This is a genomic window from Kitasatospora sp. CM 4170, from assembly GCF_032110285.1.
GTDB lineage: Bacteria > Actinomycetota > Actinomycetes > Streptomycetales > Streptomycetaceae > Kitasatospora > Kitasatospora aburaviensis.
Genome location: NZ_CP134877.1, coordinates 848,036 through 871,256 on the forward strand (window position 1 = coordinate 848,036; position 23,221 = coordinate 871,256).

General features: G+C 75.4%; 4 protein-coding genes. All 4 read left to right on the top strand.

What is annotated here, in order from left to right; translation table 11 throughout:
* The first annotated feature begins 449 nt into the window (after window positions 1-449).
* The 4 genes from RMN57_RS03740 to RMN57_RS03755 are packed head-to-tail and all read left to right on the top strand — an operon-like array spanning window position 450 to window position 23,174.
* Window positions 450-6,686, top strand: a complete 6,237-nt coding sequence (locus RMN57_RS03740) for a non-ribosomal peptide synthetase (RefSeq protein WP_313761912.1) — start codon at window positions 450-452, stop codon at window positions 6,684-6,686.
* Window positions 6,683-14,593, top strand: a complete 7,911-nt coding sequence (locus RMN57_RS03745; RefSeq protein WP_313761913.1) for a non-ribosomal peptide synthetase — start codon at window positions 6,683-6,685, stop codon at window positions 14,591-14,593. Before RMN57_RS03740 ends, RMN57_RS03745 begins: the two co-directional genes overlap by 4 nt.
* Window positions 14,590-21,951: a non-ribosomal peptide synthetase gene (locus RMN57_RS03750; RefSeq protein ID WP_313761914.1), complete on the top strand. Its 7,362-nt coding sequence runs from the start codon at window positions 14,590-14,592 to the stop codon at window positions 21,949-21,951. Before RMN57_RS03745 ends, RMN57_RS03750 begins: the two co-directional genes overlap by 4 nt.
* Window positions 21,948-23,174, top strand: a complete 1,227-nt coding sequence (locus tag RMN57_RS03755) for a cytochrome P450 (protein ID WP_313761915.1) — start codon at window positions 21,948-21,950, stop codon at window positions 23,172-23,174. The genes RMN57_RS03750 and RMN57_RS03755 overlap by 4 nt, the downstream gene beginning before the upstream one ends.
* Window positions 23,175-23,221 lie beyond the last annotated feature (47 nt).

A 23,221-nucleotide genomic window follows, 5' to 3' on the forward strand; every position in this document is an offset into this window, starting at 1 on the left:
GCGCTCCCTCGAAGGCGACCTGCGGTTGGCAGGCGCCAGAGTATGGGAACGAATGACGATTCGTCAGGCATGTCTCACAATCGATGATTTCGGCATGGCCGCGCCACTGCAGGCAGCCCGCCATGCCGGCGCGATCCGCCCCCGACTCGCCCACCGGCGAAGTCCTGGTGCGACGCGTGAGACGCCACGTGTGCGTGCGACGCGTGGGGCGCCGGGGGTGGATGGGCGTCCGATGTGTCACGGGAGGCGAACGGCGTCAGATGCATGCACAGAGCGCGCCTGGCGTCAGGCGAATGCACAGAATGCGCCCCCTTACTCCACCATGCGCCCCCAACGCCACCACACCTCCTGCACATTCCCTATGCCTCGCACGTCTCTCCGGGATATCACCGACACATGCGTACAGGACAGCCGAGGGTCACGACATCGGCGTGAGGGGGGCATCCACCGTGCAGTCAGGAACGCAGGACATCCGGCCGGAGGGTCGGGCCGAGAGCGAGTACGAGCCGTCGTTCGCGCAGCACCGCATGTGGTTTCTCGACCGGCTGGGGGGCGGTCGCGGTGCCGAGTACATCGCGTCACCGATGTGGTGCGTCCACGGTCCGCTGGAGAGACCGGTGCTGGAGCGGGCACTGGCCGAGCTGGTGGAACGGCACGCGTCGCTGCGCACGCGCTTCGTCGAACGCGACGGCGTGCCCCGTGCCCTGGTCGCCGACCGGTCGGAGGTGCGGATCCAGTGGCGCGACGCCGCCGACGCCGCCGAGGTGGCGCGGCAGGCCGAGGACGTGGCGGGCCGGCCGTTCGACCTCGCCTCGGGGCCGCTGATACGGGTCGTCGTCTGGCGACTGAGCCCGACCGAGCACGTCCTGCTGGTCGCCGTCCACCACATCGTCTCGGACGGCTGGTCGCTGGGCGTGCTGCTGCGCGAGCTGGGCGCGCTGTACGCGGGCGACGCGCTCCCCGCGCTCCCCGTACAGTACGCGGACTTCGCGGACTGGCAGCGCCGTGAGCTGGCCGGCGCGGCCCTGGAACGGGGCCTGGACTACTGGCGCAAGCGGCTGGCCGCCCTGCCCGCCCTGGAGCTGCCCACCGACCGGCCCCGCCCCGCCGAACCCTCCTGGGCCGGCGCCACCCGCGAGTTCACCCTCGAACCCGAGCTGGTCACCCGCCTCGAACAGCTCGGCCGGGCCCACGGCGCGACCCTCTACATGACCCTGCTCGCGGCCTTCCAGATCCTCCTCGGCCGCTGGAGCGGACAGCGCGACTTCGGCATCGGCGTCCCCGTCGCCGGCCGCGGCCGCCCCGAGGTCGAGCACCTGATCGGCCTCTTCGTCAACACCCTCGTGATGCGCGCCGACCTCACCGGCGACCCGACCTTCACCGACCTCCTCACCCGCGTCCGCGACCACACCCTCGACGCCCTCGACCACCAGGACGTGCCGTACGAGCGGATCGTCCGGGAGCTGCGGCCGGAGCGGCCGGACACCGACTCCCTGATCGACGCCTGGTTCGCCATGCAGAACCTGCCGGAGGACGCGGAGGCCGGACCGGAGGCCGCCCGGTCCACCGAGGCGCTGCGGTTCACCGACTTCGGGACCGACCGGCCCCGGGCTCTCTTCACGGTGTCCCTGTTCGCCCAGCCTCGCGCGGACGGGGTGGCGATGACCTTCGTCTACCGCACCGATCTGTTCGACGCGGTGACGATCGACCGGCTGATCCAGGGCTGCCGCACACTCCTGGCCACCGTCGCCACCGCACCCGACACCCCGCTGAGCGCACTGCCGCTGCCCGCCGAGGAGATCCAGACACTACGACGCCTCGGAACCGGCGAACTCCCCGCCCCCGCACGCGACACCATCACCCAGTTCGAGGACCAGGCCCACCGCACCCCCGACGCCATCGCCCTCCGAACCGGCGACACCACCCTCACCTACGCCGAACTCAACACCCGCGCCAACCGCCTCGCCTGGTGGCTCCACGACCACGGCGTCACCACCGAAACACCCGTCGCCGTCCGCCAAACCCGCGGACCCGACATGATCACCGCCGTCCTCGCCATCCTCAAAGCCGGCGGCGCCTACATCCCCATCGACCCCGCCTGGCCCACCGAACGCCTCGACCACATCCGCACCGACGCCGGAGCCCACCTCCTCCTCGACGGCCCCCTCCCCACCACCGACCGCGACGACAACCCCCCACCCCACCACCACGACCAACAACTCGCCTACATCATCTACACCTCCGGCTCCACCGGACGACCCAAAGGCGTCGGCATCCCCCGCACCGCCCTCACCGCCCACACCACCCGCATCCGCCGCCGCTTCGCCCTCGGCCCCACCGACCGCGTCCTCCAGTTCGCCGCCCTCGCCTTCGACGCCTCCGCCGAACAGATCTTCCCCGCCCTCACCTGCGGCGCCACCCTCGTCCTCCCCGACCACGGCCTCATCACCCCCACCCACCTCCTCACCGACCTCAACCACCACCACGTCACCGTCGCCAACCTGCCCCCGGCCTACTTCCGGGAACTGATCGGCGAGTTGGCCGAGAACGAGGCCGGTGTCCCGAGCTCATTGCGGCTGATGATCCTGGGCGGCGACGTGGTCCGGCCGGCCGAGGCGCGCAGTTGGACGGCTCGGTTCCCGGACGTCGAGCTGCTGAACGCGTACGGGCCGACCGAGGCGACGATCACCACCACCCTGTTCGAGATCACCCCCGACAGCACCCACCGCCCCGACGGCATCCCCATCGGCCGCCCCCTCGGCGACCGCCACCTCCACCTCCTCGACCACCACCTCACCCCCACCCCCCTCGGCACCATCGCCGAACTCCACATCGGCGGCACCCAACTCGCCCGCGGCTACCTCAACCGACCCGCCCTCACCGCCGACCACTTCCGCCCCGACCCCCACACCGACCAACCCGGCGCCCGCCTCTACCGCACCGGCGACCTCACCCGCTGGACCACCGACGGCCACCTCACCTACCACGGCCGCACCGACCACCAGATCAAGATCCGCGGCTACCGCATCGAAACCGGCGAAATCGAAACCCGCCTCCGCGAACACCCCCACATCCACGACGCCGCCGTCACCACCCACCACGACCGCCTCATCGCCTACCTCGCCACCACCCCGGGCAGCACGACGCACGGGATCCGTGAGTGGCTCGCCGAGCGGCTGCCCGAGTACATGGTCCCCACCCTGCTCGTCCCGCTGGACGAGCTCCCGCGCACCGTCGGCGGCAAGACCGACCGCACCCGCCTCCCCGACCCCGACGACCACCGGCCCGAACCGGCCGGCACCCACGAGCCGCCGCGCGACGCCACCGAACAGGCCATCGCCGACGTCTGGCAGGAAGTCCTCCAACTCGACCGGATCGGCATCCACGACAACTTCTTCGACCTCGGCGGCCACTCCCTCCTCGCGACCCTGGCCGTGGCCCGCCTGACGAAGGCGCTGGAACGGCCCGTCGACGTCCGCCTCTTCTTCGAGCGCCCGACGATCGCCGAGTTCGCCGCCGCCCTTCCGCCCGCGCCCGCGCGCCCGGAGCCGCAGATCGGCCGCATGGTCCGCAGCGGTGACTTCCCGCTCTCCTTCGCCCAGGAGGGCCTGTGGTTCCTCCACCGGCTCGCTCCCGAGGCCCCCGACTACACGGCGGCCCTGGCCTGGCGCGTCGCGGGCGAACTCGACCCGGCCCGCCTGGACCGGGCGCTGGGGCAGCTCGCCGCCCGCCACGAGTCGCTGCGCACCACCTTCCCGCTGGTCGACGCGCAGCCCGTGCAGCGGGTGGACGCCGCACCGGCCGTCACCGCCGTCCGGCACGACCTGCGCGGGCTCGACGACCCGTACGGCGAGGCGGTCCGGCAGGCCGCCGAGGAGCTGCACCGCCCGTTCGACCTGGCCGCCGGTCCGCTGGTCCGGGTCACGCTCTGGCGCACCGGCGCCGACGAGCACCTGCTCGTCCTGGCGCTGCACCACATCGTCTCGGACGGCTGGTCGCTGGGGGTGCTGGTCCGCGAGCTGGGCGCGCTGTACGAGGGCCGGGCGCTGCCGGACCTCCCCATCCAGTACGCGGACTTCGCGGACTGGCAGCGCCGTGAGCTGGCCGGCGCGACCCTGGAACGGGGCCTGGACTACTGGCGCAAGCGGCTGGCCGCCCTGCCCGCCCTGGAGCTGCCCACCGACCGGCCCCGCCCCGCCGAACCGTCCTGGGCCGGCGCCACCCGCGAGTTCACCCTCGAACCCGAGCTGGTCACCCGCCTCGAACAGCTCGGCCGGGCCCACGGCGCCACCCTGTACATGACCCTGCTCGCGGCCTTCCAGATCCTCCTCGGCCGCTGGAGCGGACAGCGCGACTTCGGCATCGGCGTCCCCGTCGCCGGACGCGGCCGCCCCGAGGTCGAGCACCTGATCGGCCTGTTCATCAACACGCTGGTGCTCCGCGCCGACCTCACCGGCGACCCGACCTTCACCGACCTCCTCACCCGCGTCCGCGACCACACCCTCGACGCCCTCGACCACCAGGACGTGCCGTTCGACCGGGTGGTCGAGGAACTGCACCCCGACCGCGGCGCGGGCCGGTCGCCGCTGTTCCAGGCCATGTTCGACCTGGAGGTCCGTTCCATCGCCATGCCCCGGCTCGGCTCCGCCGAGCTGCACACCGCCGAAATCCCGTTCGGCGTCACCAAGTTCGACCTGATGTTCACCTTCACCACCGACCCGGGGGCGGCCGGCGGCTTCGTGCAGTACCGCACCGATCTGTTCGACGCGGTGACGATCGACCGGCTGATCCAGGGCTGCCGCACACTCCTGGCCACCGTCGCCACCGCACCCGACACCCCGCTGAGCACACTGCCGCTGCCCGCCGAGGAGATCCAGACACTACGACGCCTCGGAACCGGCGAACTCCCCGCCCCCGCACGCGACACCATCACCCAGTTCGAGGACCAGGCCCACCGCACCCCCGACGCCATCGCCCTCCGAACCGGCGACACCACCCTCACCTACGCCGAACTCAACACCCGCGCCAACCGCCTCGCCTGGTGGCTCCGCCACCACGGCGTCACCACCGAAACACCCGTCGCCGTCCGCCAAACCCGCGGACCCGACATGATCACCGCCGTCCTCGCCATCCTCAAAGCCGGCGGCGCCTACATCCCCATCGACCCCGCCTGGCCCACCGAACGCCTCGACCACATCCGCACCGACGCCGGAGCCCACCTCCTCCTCGACGGCCCCCTCCCCACCACCGACCGCGACGACAACCCCCCACCCCACCACCACGACCAACAACTCGCCTACATCATCTACACCTCCGGCTCCACCGGACGACCCAAAGGCGTCGGCATCCCCCGCACCGCCCTCACCGCCCACACCACCCGCATCCGCCGCCGCTTCGCCCTCGGCCCCACCGACCGCGTCCTCCAGTTCGCCGCCCTCGCCTTCGACGCCTCCGCCGAACAGATCTTCCCCGCCCTCACCTGCGGCGCCACCCTCGTCCTCCCCGACCACGGCCTCATCACCCCCACCCACCTCCTCACCGACCTCAACCACCACCACGTCACGGTGCTGGAGGTGGTGCCCGGGTACCTGACCGAGCTGATCGCCGAGCTGTCCGCACCGGACTCCCCGCACGCGCACTGGGACCCCGCGTGGCTGCGGCTGCTGGTCCTCGGCGGCGACGTGGTCCGGCCGGCCGACCTCGCCTGGTGGACCGGGCGGTTCCCGGACATGACGGTGGTGAACACCTACGGGCCGACCGAGGCGACGATCACCACCACCCTGTTCGAGATCACCCCCGACAGCACCCACCGCCCCGACGGCATCCCCATCGGCCGCCCCCTCGGCGACCGCCACCTCCACCTCCTCGACCACCACCTCACCCCCACCCCCCTCGGCACCATCGCCGAACTCCACATCGGCGGCACCCAACTCGCCCGCGGCTACCTCAACCAGCCCGCCCTCACCGCCGACCACTTCCGCCCCGACCCCCACACCGACCAACCCGGCGCCCGCCTCTACCGCACCGGCGACCTCACCCGCTGGACCACCGACGGCCACCTCACCTACCACGGCCGCACCGACCACCAGATCAAAATCCGCGGCTACCGCATCGAAACCGGCGAAATCGAAACCCGCCTCCGCGAACACCCCCACATCCACGACGCCGCCGTCACCACCCACCACGACCGCCTCATCGCCTACCTCGCCACCACCCCCGACACCCCCACCCACGCCATCCGCGAGTGGCTCCGCGAACGACTCCCCGACTACATGGTCCCCAGCACCCTCATCCCCCTCGACGAACTCCCGCGCACCGTCGGCGGCAAGACCGACCGCACCCGCCTCCCCGACCCCGACGACCACCGGCCCGAACCGGCCGGCACCCACGAGCCACCGCGCAACCCCACCGAACAGGCCATCGCCGACGTCTGGCAGGAAGTCCTCCAACTCGACCGGATCGGCATCCACGACAACTTCTTCGACCTCGGCGGCCACTCCCTCCTCGCCACCAGGGTCGCCATCCGGATGCGCACCGCGTTCGGCTGCGACATCGGCGTGCGCGCACTCTTCGACGGCCCGACGGTGGCGCGGCTCGCCACCGCCGTCGAGGAACAACTGACCAGGGAGATCGCGGCGATGACCGGCGAGGACGTCGCCGAGGCACTGAAGGGGAAGCAGCCATGAGCACGGTGCACGGACTGGTCGAGGCACAGGCCCGGCGCAGTCCCGACGCGGTCGCCCTGGAGTTCGAGGGCGAGGAACTGACCTACCGGGAGCTGGACCGCCGGGCCAACCGGCTCGCCCACCGGCTGCGCGCCCTCGGCGCGGGGCCGGAGAGCGTGGTCGCCGTCGGGGCGCAGCGCTCCCCGGAGCTGGTCGTCGCCCTGCTCGGCATCCTCAAGAGCGGCGCGGCGTACCTGCCGCTGGACCTGGAGCTGCCGGTCGACCGGCTCGCCTCGATGGTCGGCCGGGCCGGCCCGGTCGCCCTGGTCCGCGGCCCCGGCATGGACCTGGACCTCGGCCGGCCGGAGCTGCCCGAGGTCGTCCTGGACGGCACCGCCGACCGGCCGGAGGCCTCCGACGAGGCCGACGGCCCGTGCGGCGTGGTCGTCGACGAGCGGAACGCCGCCTACGTGATGTACACCTCCGGCTCCACCGGGCAGCCCAAGGGCGTGGTGGTCGAGCACCGGGGCGTCTGCAACCGGCTGCGCTGGGGCCAGCACGAGTACGGGATGACCCCCGACGAACGGGTGCTCCAGAAGACCCCGTACGCCTTCGACGTGTCGGTGTGGGAGCTGTTCTGGCCGCTCACGGTCGGCGCCCGGCTGGTCGTCGCCCGGCCCGGCGGGCACCGCGACGGCGGCTACCTGGTCGAGCTGATCCGCAGCCGCGCCGTCACCACCGTCCACTTCATCCCCACCATGCTCGGCCTGTTCGCCGGCGAGCGGGGCGTCGAGGACTGCCACGGCCTGCGCCGCGTCCTGACCAGCGGCGAGGAGCTGCCCACCGACCTCCAGAACCGGGTGCTGCGGCTGCTGCCCCACGTCGAGCTGCACAACCTGTACGGCCCGACCGAGGCGTCCATCGAGGTCAGCGCCTGGCAGTGCCGGCCCGAGTGGCCGGGCCCGTCCGTGCCGATCGGCGCGGCCGTCGCGAACACCCGGCTGCACATCCTCGACCCGCAGCTGCGCCCCGTCCCGGACGACGGCAGCGGCGAGCTGTTCCTGGCCGGCGTCCAGCTGGCCCGGGGCTACCTCGGACAGCCGGGCCTCACCGCGGAGCGCTTCCTGCCCGACCCGTACGGGGAACCGGGCGGACGGATGTACCGCAGCGGCGACCTGGCGCGCTGGCACCGGCCCGGTGTGGTCGAGTACCTGGGCCGGACCGACGACCAGCTCAAGCTCGGCGGCAACCGGGTCGAGCTGGGCGAGATCCAGGCCGTCCTGAACGACCGGCCGGGCGTGCGCGCGGCCGTTGTGGTGGCCGCCGGTTCGGCCGCCGAGCGGCGGATCGTCGCGTACGTCGTCGGCGAGGGCCTCGACCGCGCGGACCTGCGCGAGGGGCTGGCGGCCCGGCTGCCCGGCTACATGGTCCCGTCCGCCTTCGTCCTGCTGGACGCGTTGCCGCTGACACCCAGCGGCAAGCTCGACCGCAAGGCCCTGCCCGCCCCGGACCGGCCCGAGCTGGCCACCGCGTACCGGGCGCCGGAGAGCGGGCTCCAGGAGCGGCTGGCAGCGGTCTGGGCCTCGCTCTTCAGCCTCGACCGGATCGGGGCCGACGACGACTTCTTCGCCCTCGGCGGCCAGTCGCTGCTCGCGGTGCGGCTGATCGCCCGGCTGCGCGAGGAGCTGGGCGCCGACGTCTCGCTGCGCGACCTGTTCGAGGGGCCGACCGTCGCCGGACTGGCCGCCGCGCTCGACCGCGCGGGCGCCCGCCCCGCAAGACCGGCGCTCACCCGGGGCGGCGACGACCAGCCGGTGGTCGCCTCGTTCGGCCAGGAGCGGCTGCTGTTCCTGCACCGGCTGCACGCCGACGGTGCGGGCTACGTCATCCCGATCGCCTGGCGGGTGGACGGCCGGCTCGACGCGGCCGTCCTGCGCGGCGCGCTGGAGCGCCTGGCGGCCCGGCACGACGCCCTGCGCACCCGCTTCCCCGGTGGGGAGCACCCGCCCGTCATCGCCCCCGAGTCCGTCGTGGACCTGCGGCTGGCCGACGCCGACGGGTGGGAGGAGGAGATCGCCGCCGAGCTGCGCCGGCCGTTCGACCTCGCCGCGGAGCCGGCCTGGCGGGCGCTGCTGCTCCGGCTCCCCGGGCACGACGTCCTGCTGCTGGTGCTGCACCACCTCGTCGCCGACGGCTGGTCGCTGGGCGTCGTCGCGCGCGAGCTGGGCGAGCTGTACGCCGGCGGCACGCCGCCGCTGCCGCCGGTGCGCTACGCGGACTTCGCCCGCCGCCAGCGCGCCGACCTGACCCCGGAGCGGCTGGCCGCCCTCCTGGGGTGGTGGCGCGGCGCCCTGGCCGGCGTCCCGGTCCTGGAGCTGCCCACCGACCGGCCCCGGCCGGCGGTCCTGGGCACCGACGGGGCCACCCACCGCTTCGACCTGCCGCAGGAGGCGCTGCGCGCGCTCGACCGGTACGCCAGGGACGGCTCCGCCACGCTGCACACCCTGCTGCTGGCGGCGTTCCAGGTGCTGCTGGGGCGGTGGAGCGGGCAGCACGACTTCGCCGTCGGCACGGCGGCCGCGGGCCGCTCCTACGCCGAGGTGGAGAACGTCGTCGGCTTCTTCGCCAACACCCTCGCCGTGCGGGCCGACCTCGGCGGTGACCCCACCCTCCCCGACCTGCTCCGCCGGGTCCGGGAGGCCGTCCTCGGCGCGTACGACCACCAGGACGTGCCGTTCGAGCGCGTGGTGGAGGAGCTGCGGCCGGACCGCGACCTCAGCCGCAACCCGGTGTTCCAGACCATGTTCGCGCTCCGCGACGCCACCGCGGCACTGCGGCTGCCCGGACTGGCCGCCGAGGAGATCCCGCTCGGCTGGCGGACCGCCAAGTTCGACCTCACCCTCTTCGTCGACCGGGCCGCCGACGGCACCTGCACCGGCCTGATCGAGTACGCGACGGACCTGTTCGACCCCGCCACGGTGGAGCGGCTCGCCGCCGGCTACCACCGGCTGCTGCTGGCGCTCGCCGCGAACCCCGGCGGGCGGCTCGGCGACTGGGACCTGCTCGGCCCCGAGGAGGCGGCCCGGCTGGTGGCGGCGGGCACCGCCCCCACTCCCCCGATCGAGCCGCTCGCCCTGCACCGGCTCGTGGCCGCCCGGGCCGCCGCCCACGGCGACCGCCCGGCCGTGGTGGACGGCGCCACCGTCTGGACGTACGCCGACCTGGACCGGCGGGCCAACCGGCTCGCCCACCACCTGACCGCGCTCGGCGCCGGCCCGGAGACCGTGGTGGCGGTCAGCCTGCCCCGCGGCGCGGAGCTGGTGGCGGCGCAGCTCGCGGTGCTCAAGGCCGGCGCCGCCTACCTGCCGCTGGACGCCGACCAGCCGGTGGAGCGCAGCCGTCACCTGACCGGGGAGAGCGGCGCGCGGCTGCTCGTCACCTCCGGCGGGCGGCCCGAACTCGACGCCCTGGGCTGCCGGGTGGTCGACCTCGCGCGCGACGCCGCCGGGATCGGCCGGCGGCCCGGCACCGCGCCCGAGGTGGCGGTCGACCCGGACAACCTCGCCTTCCTCGTCTACACCTCCGGCTCCACCGGGCGACCCAAGGGCGTCGCCATCGGCCACCGGGCGCTGGTGCGCACCGTCCGCGCGGGCAGCCACCTCGCCCTCGGCCCGGACGACCGGGTGGCCTTCGCGGCCAGTCCGGTGTTCGACGCGGCGACCTTCGAGGTCTGGGCCACCCTGGTCGCCGGGGCGGCCCTGGTGGTCACCCCGCCGGACGTGGTGCTGTCGCCGGACGCCCTGGCCGGGCACCTGGACCGGCACGGCGTCACCACCCTTTTCCTCACCACCGCACTGTTCAACCAGGTCGTCCGGGAGCGGCCACGGGCGCTCGCGGCCCTGCGGACGGTGCTCTTCGGCGGCGAGGCCGCCGACCCGTCGGCGGTGCACGCCCTGCTCTCCGGGCCGGGCCCCGACCGGCTGCTGCACATGTACGGTCCGGCCGAGTCGACCACCTTCGCCACCTGGCACCTGGTGGACGGCCACGACCGCGGCGCCGCCGAGGTGCCGATCGGCCGCCCGGTGGACAACACCACCGCCCACGTGGTCGACGAACGGCTGCGGCCGGTGCCCGTCGGGGTGGTCGGGGAGCTGCTGCTCGGCGGCGCCGGCCTGGCCCGCGGGTACGCGGGCGCGCCGGGCCGCACCGCCGAGCGGTTCCTGCCCGACCCGTTCGGACCGCCCGGCGGCCGGGTCTACCGCACCGGTGACCTGGTGCGCTGGGACGCCCGGGGCCGGCTGGAGTTCGTCGGCCGGGCCGACGGGCAGGTCAAGGTCCGCGGGTTCCGGGTCGAGCCGGGCGAGGTCGAGGGCGCGGTGCGCCGTCACCCGGCGGTCCGGGACACCGTGGTGGTGGCCCGGCCCGACCGCAGCGGCGCCCTCGCCCTGGTCGCCTACGTGGTCGGCGACCGCGACGGGCTGGACGGGCTGCCCGGATTCCTCGGCGAGCACCTGCCGGCGTACCTGGTGCCGTCCGCCGTGGTGGTGCTCGACGAACTGCCGCTCACCCGCAACGGCAAGGTGGACCGGGCCGCCCTCCCGGCGCCGGCCCGCACCCCGGCCGTACGCGGCCGCCGCCCGGCCGCCGGGCTGGAGCAGCAGCTCGCGGCCGTCTGGTCGGAGGTGCTGGGCGTCGACGACCCCGGCGCGGACGACGACTTCTTCGCCCTCGGCGGGCACTCGCTGCTCGCCATCAAGGTGGTCGGCGCGGTGGCCGAACGGACCGGACGTCAGCTGACCTTCCGGGACCTCTTCACCGCCCGCACCGTCGCCGGGCTGGCCCGGCTGCTCGCCGGCACCGGTCCCGCCGAGGACGCCCCGATCCTCCGGGGCACCGGCGACACCGGACTGCCGGCCTCCTTCGGACAGGAGCGCCTGGTGTTCCTGGACCGCCTGGAGGGCGCCGGCGCCGCCTACACCGTCCCGGTGGCCTGGCGGCTGACCGGGCCGCTGGACCACGGCCGGCTGGCCGCCGCCCTCGACACCGTGGTGGCCCGGCACGAGGTGCTGCGCACCGGGTTCTCGCTGGCCGACGGCGTGGTGTCGCAGGACATCCGCCCCGGCTGGGCCGGCCTGGAGCTGCGGGAGGCCCCGTCCGGCGCCGAGGCCGAGCGGGCGTTGCAGGACGAGGCCCGGGTGCCCTTCGACCTCGTCGGCGGGCCGCTGTTCCGGGCCGTGCTCTGGCGCGTCGGCGCGGAGGAGCACGTGCTCCTGCTGGCGATGCACCACACCGTCGCCGACGGCTGGTCGGTCGGGCTGCTGGTCCGCGACCTGGAGTCCTGCCACGACGGGGCCGAGCCGCCCCGCCCCGCGGTGCGCTACGCCGACTTCGCGCGCTGGCAGCGTGAGCGGCTCGGCGGCGAGGGGCCGGCCGGGGAACTCGCCCACTGGCGGGAGCGGCTGGCCGGGCTGCCGGCCCTGGAGCTGCCCACCGACCGGCCCCGACCGGCCGTCCGCACCGGTGCCGGGGGCTCGGTGGGGTTCACCGTCGGGCCCGAGCTGACGGCCCGTCTGGAGGAGCTGGGCCGGGAGCACGGCGCGACGCTGTTCATGACCCTGCTGGCCGCCTACCAGGTGCTGCTCGGGCGCTGGAGCGGCCAACGGGACTTCGGCGTCGGCACCCCGGTCGCCGGCCGCGGCCGTCCCGAGGTCCGGGACGTGGTGGGCTTCTTCCTCAACACCCTGGTCCTGCGGGCCGACCTGGCCGGCGACCCGTCCTTCGCGGAGCTGCTCGGCCGGGTCCGCGCGGACGCCCTCGGCGCCTACGAGCACCAGGACGTCCCGTTCGGACGCCTGGTGGAGGAGCTGCACCCGGAGCGGGAGCTCAACCGCTCCCCGCTGTTCCAGGCCATGTTCAGCTTCAACGACTGGGACCTCGACACCCTGCGGCTCGGCCCCGCCACCGGCACGGCCGTGCCCGTCGACCGGGCGGCGGCCAAACTGGACCTCACCCTGGAACTCGTGCACGGCCCCGACGGGCTGGCCGGCGCCCTCGACTTCACCACCGACATCCTGGACGCCGCCACGGTCGGACGGATGGCACAGGCGTACACCGGGATCCTGCGGGAGGCCGTCGCCGCCCCCGCCACGCGCATCGGCGACCTGCTGCCGACGCCGCCCCGGGCCGGCACCCCGCCGCGGACCGCACCGGCCCGCCCGCTGCTGGAACGGATCGCCGACCACGTCCGGACCGCCCCGGAGGCGACGGCGGTGATCAGCGGGGACGTCCGGATCGGCTACGCCGAGCTGGACCGGCGGGCCAACCGGCTCGCCCACCACCTGATCGCCCTCGGCGTCGGGCCGGAGACCCGGGTCGGACTGCGGCTGCGCCGGGGTGCCGACACCGTGGTCGCGGTCCTCGGCGTCTGGAAGGCCGGCGGCGCGTTCGTCGCGCTCGACCCCGACCTCCCCGGGGCCCGGACCGCCCGGATCTCCCAGGACGCGGGGATCCGGGTGGTGATCGACGGCGCCACCCTGGCCGACCCGGCGCTGGAGCGCCGGCCGGACACCGCCCCCGACACCGCCCCGGCGCCCGACGGGCTCGCGTACGTCGTCTACACCTCGGGCTCCTCCGGGACGCCGAAGGGCGTGCTGGCCGCCTTCGACACCGTCACCGCCTACCTGGACACGGTGCTCACCCACTACCGGCTGAGCCCCGAGGACGTGGTCCTGCAGCGGGCCTCGCCCTCCTTCGACGCCTTCCTCCGCGACTGCATCGGCCCGCTCACCGTCGGCGCGACCGTGCTGATGGCCGGCCAGTCCGACCTGTCCGGCCTGGCGGAGGACCTCGCCGGGGAGGGCCGGCCCGTCCCGACGGCCGTGCTGAGCATGGTGCCGTCGCTGCTGCACCAGCTGATCGACGGCGGCGACCTCACCCCCGCGAACCTGCCGGCGCTGCGCCTGCTGGTGCTCAGCGGCGAGCCCTGCACCCCGGAGCTGCTGGCCAGGCTGCACCGCGCGCTGCCGGGGCTGCGCCGGGTGGTCAACCACTACGGCCCGACCGAGTGCACCCTGACCACCACCCTCGAGGACCTGGACCCCGCGGTGCCGGTCCGGACGGTGTCCATCGGCCGGCCGATGCCGGGCACCACCGTGCAGGTGCTGGACGCCGCGCTGCGCCCGGTGCCGACGGGCGTGTTCGGCGAGCTGTACATCGGCGGCACCGGCCCCACCCGGGGCTACCACGGCCGGCCCGGCCAGACCGCGGCCGCCTTCGTCCCCGACCCCTTCGGCGCGCCCGGTGCCCGGATGTACCGCACCGGCGACCGGGGCCGCCGGCTCGCCGACGGCTCGCTGGAGTTCGCCGGACGCCTGGACCGCCAGGTGAAGGTCCGGGGCGTGCGGATCGAGCCGGCCGAGGTGGAGGCGGCCCTCGCCGCGCACCCCGGTGTGGGCGCGGCGGCCGTGGTCGCCCGCCCCGACGGCCCGAACGGCTGGCGGCTCACCGGCTACGCCCAACAGGTGCCGGGCTCCCCGGTGACGGTCCCCGCACTGCGGGCCCATCTGGAGGCCGTCCTGCCGTACGCGATGGTCCCCGCCGCCCTGGTGGTCCTGGACGCCCTGCCGCTGCTCGGCAACGGCAAGGTGGACCGGGCCGCGCTGCCGGAGCCGGCCGCCGTCGGCGGGGCCGCGCACGTCGCCCCGCGCACCGACACCGAGAAGGCCCTCGCCGAGGTGTGGGCCGAACTGCTGCACCGGCCGGACATCGGGGTCGAGGACGACTTCTTCGACCTCGGCGGCCACTCCCTGACCGCGATGCGGGTGATCTCCCGGCTGCGGTCACGACTCGACGCCACGGTCACGCTCCGCGCCTTCTTCGAGGCCCGGACCATCGCCGGGCTCGCCCGGAAGCTGGAGGAGAACTCATGAGCGACCTCTCCCCCGTTCAGCGGGAGCTGCTCCGCCGACGGCTGGCGGGGCTGGCCGGCCCCGGCCCGGACGCGGACGCGATGACCCCGGTCACCGGCACCGGGGACCTCCCGGTGTCGTTCGGCCAGGAGCGGCTGGTCTTCCTGGACCGGCTGGAGGGACCGGGCCCGGCATACACCATCCCGGTGGCCTGGCGGCTGACCGGACCGCTGGACCGCGCGCGGCTGGCCGCCGCCTTCGACCGGGTGGTGGCCCGGCACGAGCCGCTGCGCACCCGGTTCACCGTGGCCGACGGTGCCGTCCGCCAGCACGTGGACCCCGGCTGGCCCGGCGTCGACTGGCGCGGGGACGTCCCGGCCGGGGAGCTCGCCCGGGCCGTCCGGGAAGCCGCCGACGAGCCCTTCGACCTCGCGGCCGGTCCGGTCCTGCGGGTCACCCTCTGGCGGCTCGCCGAGGAGGAGCACGTGGTGCTGGTGGCGCTGCACCACATCGCCGCCGACGGCTGGTCGACGGGCGTCCTGGTGCGCGAGCTGGAGGCCTTCTACGCCGGCGGCACGCTGCCCGAACCACCCGTCCGGTACGCCGACTTCGCCGCCTGGCAGCGCCGTACCGCGGCCGCCGGGGACCGACGGTCCGGCCGGCCGGACCGCTGGCGCAGACGGCTGGCGGGGCTGCCGCCGCTGGAGCTGCCCACCGACGGCCCCCGCCCGGCCGGGCGCTCCACCGCGGGCGCGGTCCGCGAGTTCACGCTGGCACCGGAGCTGGTGGCCGGCCTGGAAGGGCTCGGCCGCCGGCACGGGGCAACGCTGTTCATGACCCTGCTGGCCGGGTTCGAGGTCCTGCTGTCCCGCTGGAGCGGCCAGAGCGACTTCGCCGTCGGCACCCCGGTCGCCGGGCGCAGCCGCCCCGAGGTGGAGCAGCTGATCGGATTCTTCGTCAACACCTCGGTCCTGCGGGCCGACCTGTCCGGGGACCCGTCCTTCGGCGAGGTGCTGCACCGGGTGCGCGCGGACGCCCTCGACGCGTACGAGGACCAGGACGTCCCGTTCGAGCGGATCGTCGACGCGCTCGCCCCCGACCGGGAGCTGCACCGCACCCCGCTGTTCCAGGCCATGTTCAGCCTGGACGAGGACGCCGACGACCGCCCGGTCCGGCTCGCCGGGCTCACCGGCACCCGCTACGACCTGGACCTGGACGCCGTCAAGTTCGACCTGGTGCTCCAGGCCGCCCGCCGGCCCGAGGGCGTGGTCGCCGCCTTCTTCCACCGGGCGGACCTGTGGAGCCCGGAGACCGCACGGCGCTGGGCCGAGCAGTACACGCACCTGCTGGAGCAGGCGCTCGCGCACCCGGACACCCCGCTGTCGGCGCTGGAGCTGCTGCCGGAGGAGGAGCGCCGCCGGCTCGCCGCGTGGGCGGCCCCCGAGCGCTCGTACGACGGCGGCGACCTGCTCCACCGGCGCTTCGAGCGGCACGCGGCGACGCGGCCGGACGCCCTCGCGGTGGTCGCCGGCGGCGAGCGGCTCGACTATGCGGCCCTGAACCGGCGGGCCAACCGGCTCGCCCACCGGCTGCGCGCCGCCGGGGTCGGCCCCGAGACGGTGGTCGGGCTGTGCGTGGAGCGCAACGCCGACCTGGCGGTCGGGATCCTCGGCATCCTCAAGGCCGGCGGCGCGTACCTGCCGCTGGACCCGGAACATCCGCGCGAGCGCCTGGCGTACGTGTCGGCGGACGCGGGCATCGCCCTGGCGGTGGTCTCGCCCGGCCTCGGCGACAAGGTCCCGGCCGGCGTCGGCGCGCAGCTGCGCCTGGACGACCCGGCGCTGGACGCCGAGCCGGACCGCGACCCGGAGCCGCTCGGCGACGCCGACGCGCTGGCGTACATCATCCACACCTCCGGCTCCACCGGCCGCCCCAAGGGCGTCTGCGTGCCGCACCGTCAGGTGGTCCGGCTGCTGGACGCCTGCGAGGAGGCGCTGGAGCTGGCCCCGGGCGGGGTCTGGAGCCTGTTCCACTCGTACGCCTTCGACTTCTCGGTCTGGGAGCTGTGGGGCGCGCTGACCCGGGGCGGCAGCGTGGTACTGGTCGACCGGGACACCGCCCGGGACCCGGGCCGGTTCGCCGCGCTGGTCGAGGCCGAGCGGGTCTCGGTACTCAGCCAGACCCCGGGTGCCTTCCGCAACCTGCGGGCGGCCCTCGCCGGGCGGCCGCTGGCCGCGCTGGGCGTGCGGACCGTGGTGCTCGGCGGGGAGAAGCTGGACCTGCCCGAGCTGGACGGCTGGCTGGACGGCCCGGGCGCCGGGGTCCGGCTGGTCAACATGTACGGCATCACCGAGACCACGGTGCACGTCACCCACCACACCGTCACCTCCGCGGACCTCGCCGGCGCGGCGCTCTCCCCCATCGGCCGGGCCCTGGGCGACCTGAGCGTCCACGTCCTGGACCGGCACCTGCGGCCGGTCCCGCCCGGCGTGGTCGGCGAGCTGTACGTGGGCGGCGCCGGCCCGGCCCGCGGCTACCTCGGCCGGCCGGGGCTGACCGCCGAGCGGTTCGTCCCCGACCCGTTCGGCACCCGGCCGGGGTCCCGGCTCTACCGCACCGGCGACCGGGCCCGCCGACTGCCCGACGGGACCCTGGAGTACCGGGGCCGCGCCGACGACCAGGTGAAGATCCGCGGCCACCGGATCGAGCTCGGCGAGGTGGAGGCCGCACTGCTGGGCCACCCGGCCGTCGAGCAGGCCGCCGTGGTGGCCCGGGGGACGCGCAGCGGCGAGTACCGGTTGCACGCCTACCTGGTCCCCGGCGGCGCCCTGGACCGCGACGAGCTGCGGCGCCGGCTGCTCGACCGCCTGCCCGAGCCGATGGTGCCCGCCTCGTTCACGGTGCTCGCGGCGATGCCGCTGACCGCCAACGGCAAGATAGACCGCCGGGCGCTGCCGGCGGCCGAGGGCGCCGGCCTGGACAGCGTCCGGCGGCACGTCCCGCCGGCCACCCCGACCGAGCGGGCGCTCGCCGGGGTGTGGTGCGCGGCGCTCGGCGTGGAGCGGGTCGGCGTCACCGACCGCTTCTTCGACCTCGGCGGGGACTCGATCCTGGCGCTGCGCGTGGTGGGCCTGGCGGAGCAGCGCGGGCTGGCGGTGGCGCTGCGCGACGTCTTCGCCCACCAGGGGCTGGGCGAGCTGGCCCGCGCCGTGGACGACGCCGCCGAGCGGGCGCGCGCGGCGGACGCCCCCGGGCGGGAGCCGTCCGCGGCCACCGGACCGGTGGAGCCGTTCACCCTGCTGTCGGCGGCGGACCGCGAGCGGCTGCCCGCCGGGCTGGCGGACGCGTACCCGCTGACCCGGATGCAGCAGGGCATGCTCTACGAACTGCTCGCCGACGCCGGCAAGGGCGCGTACCACAACGTGACCAGCTTCCGGATCCAGGAGCCCGCCGGGTTCGACGCCGGGGCGATGCGAGACGCCGCCCGGGCGGTGGTCCGCCGGTACGAGATCCTGCGGACCGGTTTCGACTGGAGCGGCTACGACGAACCGCTGCAACTGGTCCACCCCACCGCCGAGTTGCCGGTGGGGGTGGACGACCTGCGGGGCCTGGGCGAGGCCGCCGCGGCCGAGCGGGTCCGCGAGTACCTGCGCGCCGAGGCGGGGCGCTGGTTCGAGCTGGCGGTGCCGCCGCTGATCCGGCTCCACGTGCACGTGCTCAACGAGACCGAGTACCGGCTCACCATCACCGACTGCCATGCCGTCCTGGACGGCTGGAGCCTCACCTCGCTGATCGCCGAGCTGGTCGAGCGGCACCGGCGGGCCCGTACCGGCGGCGCCCCGGCGGCCGGCGCGACCGGCACCCCCGCGACCGGCTCGCCGGAGGCGGACCCGCTGGACGGCCCGCCGGACGGCCCGATGAACGACCCGCTGGACGGCCCGCCGGTGCCCGCCTTCGCCGAGTACGTGGCGCTGGAGCGCGCCGCCGTCGCCGACCCCGCCGCCCGGGCGTTCTGGGACGCCGTGGTGGAGTCCTTCCCGCCGGTGCGCCTGCCGCGCGCCGCCGGCGGCGACCTGGCGGACAAGTCCACCTGTGAGGCGCTCCGCTCCTACGGACACCTGCGGGCCGGCATCGACGCGCTCGCCGCCCGGGCCGGGGTGCCCCGCCGGACGGTGCTGTTCACCGCCTACTACCACCTGATGCGCCGGCTCGCCGACGGCGACGCCTACTCGACCGGGATGGCCACCAACGGCCGCCCCGAGCGGGCCGGGGCGGACGGGATGCGCGGGGTGTTCCTCAACGTGGTGCCGTTCGGCACGCACTCCGCCGCGACCAGCTGGCTCGGGCTGCTGCAGGACGTCTTCGCCGCCGAGCGGGAGGTGATCCCCCACCGCCGCTTCCCGCTGGCCGAGCTGCAGAGCGGCCGGTGGGCCGGGGAGGTACTGGTCGACACCGCCTTCAACTACGTGCACTTCCACGGCCTGGGCAGCGAGCACAAGGAGGACATCGAGGAGATCGCCCGGACCAACTTCGGACTGATGGTCACCACCGGCCCGACGGGCGTCTCGTTCGAGGCCGACGCCGGCCGGATGTCCCGGGGCGAGGTGGAACGGCTCGCCGACACCTACTGCGCGCTGCTCGCCGCGATGGTCGCCGACCCGGAGGCGGCCCCCGGCCTGCCCGCCGAGGCCCGGGACCTGCGCCCGGCGCGGGAGACCGCCGAGGCCCGGGACGACCGCAGCGTGGCGGCGCTCTTCGAGGAGCGGGCGGCCGCGCACCCCGACCGGGTGGCGCTGGCCACGGCCGACGGCCGCACGATCACGTACGCCGGGCTGCGGGCGCGGGCCGATCGCATCGCCCGGCGGCTGCGCCGGCACGGTGCCGGACCCGGCCGGGTCGTCGGGCTCTGCGCGGAGCGCTCCGCGGACCTGGTGGCGGGCATGCTCGGGATCCTCAGGTCCGGCGCCGCGTACCTGCCGCTGGACCCCCACGACCCGGCCCTGCGCCTCGACCGGATGGTCGCGGAGACCGGCGCGGACGTGGTGCTCGTCCAGCCCGTCTGGAGCGGGGTCGTACCCGCCCGGGTGGGCACCGTCCTGAGCCTCGCCGAGGACGGCCCCGAGGACGGCCTCCCGCTGGACGACGGCCTCACGACCGACGGCCTGGCGCTTCCCGACGCCGACAGCACGGCCTGCGTGCTCTACACCTCCGGCTCCACCGGCCGCCCGAAGGGCATCGCACTGCCGCACCGCGCGGTCGTCGACTCGCTGGTCGCCCAGGACTTCGTGCGCCTCGACGAGCACGAGACGGTCCTGCACCTGAGCAGCGTCAGCTGGGACGCGGCCGTCTTCGAGATCCTCGGGCCGCTGCTGACCGGCGGCACCTGCGCGCTCCACCCCGCCGAAGCGCTCACCCCGGCCGGCATCGCCGCCTCGCTGCGGCGGCACGGCGTCACCACCGCCTTCCTCACCACCACACTCCTCAACCTGGTCGTCGAGCAGGACCCGGACGGGCTGCGCGGCCTGCGCCAGCTGATCACCGGCGGCGAGGCCGCCTCCCCGGCCCACCTGCGCGAGCTGCGCAGCCAGCTGCCCGCCCTGCGCGTGATCAACGCGTACGGCCCGGTGGAGTGCACCTTCATCGTCACCCGACACGAGGTGGGCGCCGTCGCCCCCGACGCGGTCGCCGTCCCGATCGGCCGGCCGCTGGCCCGGACGACCGTCCTGGTCCTCGACGAGGCGCTGCGCCCCGTCCCGGTCGGCGCGTCCGGGGAGATCTTCGTCGGCGGCGACTGCCTGGCCCTCGGCTACGTCGGCCAGCCCGGTCTGACGGCGGAACGGTTCGTCCCCGACCCGGCCGGCCACGGCCGGCGGCTCTACCGCACCGGCGACCGGGGGCGCCTGCGGGCCGACGGCGAGCTGGAGTTCGGCGGCCGGCTGGACGGCCAAGTGAAGATCCGGGGCCGCCGGATCGAACCGGGCGAGATCGAGGCCGTCCTGACCTCGCACCCCGGCGTGGCGGCCGCCGCCGCCCTCGCCCGCACCGACCGGCCGGGCGACGCCGTCCTGGTGGCGTACCTGGTGCCGGCGGCCGGGTCCGCCCTGCCCACGACCGCCGAACTGCGCCGCTGGCTGCGCGACCGCCTCCCGGCCTACCTGGTCCCGACGGCGCTCGTGCCGCTGGCCGCGCTGCCGGTGACCGCCAACGGCAAGCTCGACCGCGCGGCGCTGCCCGCGCCGGACGGGCTGGTCGAGCCGGAGCACCCGTACGTGGGGCCGCGCACCGAGGCCGAGACCACGCTGGCCAAGCTCTGGGCCGAGATCCTGCGGCTGGACCGGGTCGGGGTGCACGACGACTTCTTCGACCTCGGCGGCAGCTCGCTGGCCATCGTCCGGGTCGCCGCCCGGGCCTGCGACCTCGGCCTCCCGGTCGGGGTGGCCGACCTGCTGGAGAACCCCACCGTGGCCTCGCTGGCCGCCGCCGTCACCACCCGGGTCCAGGCCGGCCCGGACGGGGCGGCGGGGCTCGCGGACGCCGCCCCGGCGCGGCGCCGGGAGGGCGAGGTGCTCGTCGTACTCCGCGAGGGCAGCGGGAACCCGCTGTACTGCGTGCACCCGAGCGGCGGCAGCGTCGCCTGGTACCTCCCGCTGGCCAGGGCCCTGCCGCCCGGCAGGCCGGTGATCGGCCTCCAGGCCCGCGGCCTCGACGGCGGCACCGACGCCGACACGATGCAGGCCCTGGCCGAGGACTACGTCCGGCAGCTGCGGGCCCACCGGCCGCAGGGTCCGTACGCGCTGCTCGGCTGGTCGATGGGCGGCAACATCGTCCAGGAGATGGCCATCCAGCTCACGGCGGCGGGCGAGCGGGTCGAGGTGCTGCTGCTGTTGGAGCCCGCGGTACCCGACGAGGACGGCATGTTCGCCGTCACCGAGGCACTCGACCTGCTGGACCGCGCGGTCGCCCTGCGCGAGGCGATCCGGGAGCTCTCCCCCGGCACGCCGGCCAGGCTCAGCCAGGAGCGGGAGCTGGTGACGACCCTGCTCGCCGCCGGCGTCAACGAGACGGAGGCCCACCTGGGCGCCGACTGGCCCGTGGCGATGTGGACGGCCCTGCTGCGCGCCGCGGCCGGCTACCGCCCCGAGCCCTACCGGGGCCCGGTGCACCTGGTGGTCAGCGCCGAGGCCCTCGACGCCGCCCCGGACCGGAGGTCCGTCGCCGCGGGCGACGGCTACGCCGCGTACGAGCGGCGCTGCCGGGAGCTCTTCCCCGGCGAGCTGACCGTCCACCACCTGCCCGGCACCCACCGGAGCATGGTCACCGACCCGGACGTGGCCGCCGTCGCCGCCATCGCCGCCGACCTGATGGAGCAGACGACGTGACCGCCACCGACCGGGCCCTCGACCCCTACCTGCTGGACGACGAGGTCGTCGCCGACCCGTTCCCCCACCTCGCCCGACTGCGCGAGGCCGCGCCCGTGCACTGGAGCCCGGCCAACCGGGCCTGGCTGGTGACCGGCTACGACCAGGTGGCCGCGTGCTTCGCGGAGCCCGCGGTGTCCGCCGACCGGATCACCCCGGTGCTGTCCCAGACGCCCCTGCACCTGCTCGGCCCGGAGGCCGCCCGCGCCTTCCAGATCATGGCCGGCTGGATGGTCTTCGTCGACCCGCCCGAACACCGCAGGCTGCGCAGCGTCTTCCGGGGCGCCTTCGGCCCCGGGCAGATCCGGCGCAACCGCCCGATGGTGCAGGAGGCGGTGGCCCGGCTGACCGCCGCGGCCGGCGCCGGCGGCCCGGTCACCGACCTGGTGGCCGACTTCGCCCGCCCGCTGCCCGCCACTGTCGCGGCGGCCTGGATGGGCGTGCCGCCGGAGGACACCGCGGACTTCCAGCGCTGGGCGATCATGGTCGGCGACCTCGCCCTCGGCTCGGTGCAGTCGCCGGAGGAGACCGAGAACTCCCACCGGGCCCTGCTGGACCTCTTCGCGTACCTGCGCCGGCTGGTCCGCAGGCGCCGCGAGGAGCCGGGGGCCGACCTGATCAGCGCCGCCCTGGCCGGCGGCCTGGTGGGCGAGGAGGTCGGCGAGGACGAGTTCGTCGCCATGCTCACCCACATCGCGTTCGCGGGCGGCGAGACCACCAGCAACCTGATCGCCGTCGGCGTGTGGAACCTGCTGCGCCGGCCCGACCAGCTCGAACTGCTGCGCGCCGACCCCGAGTCGGCGCGCGGCGCCGTGGAGGAGCTGCTGCGCTTCGACGGGCCCTCCAAGCTGTCGGTCCGCCAGGTCGCGGCCGACTTCGCCCTGGGAGACCGCACCCTGCGGGCCGGCGACCGGCTCTACCTGGTCACCGCGGCCGCCAACCGGGACCCGTCCAGGTTCGACCGCCCCGACGAGCTGGACATCGGCCGCTCCCCCAATCCGCACCTCGGGTTCGGCCACGGCGAGCACTTCTGCCTGGGCGCGCCGCTGGCCCGCCTGGTCGCCGGGGCGGCGCTCACCGACCTGCTGGCGGCCTCGCCGCGCCTCGCCCTGGCCGACCACGAGGTCCGCTGGCAGCCCTCGCTGCTCAACCGCAGTCTCCGGTCGCTGCCGGTCCGGCTCTGACCGCCCCACCACCGATCCCGCGCGACACCTGACACCCGACACCAGAA

Bases quoted from the DNA above. Each gene is read 5' to 3' on its own strand.
- RMN57_RS03750 (WP_313761914.1), top strand. From the start codon at position 14,590: ATGAGCGACCTCTCCCCCGTTCAGCGGGAGCTGCTCCGCCGACGGCTG.
- RMN57_RS03745 (WP_313761913.1), top strand. From the start codon at position 6,683: ATGAGCACGGTGCACGGACTGGTCGAGGCACAGGCCCGGCGCAGTCCC.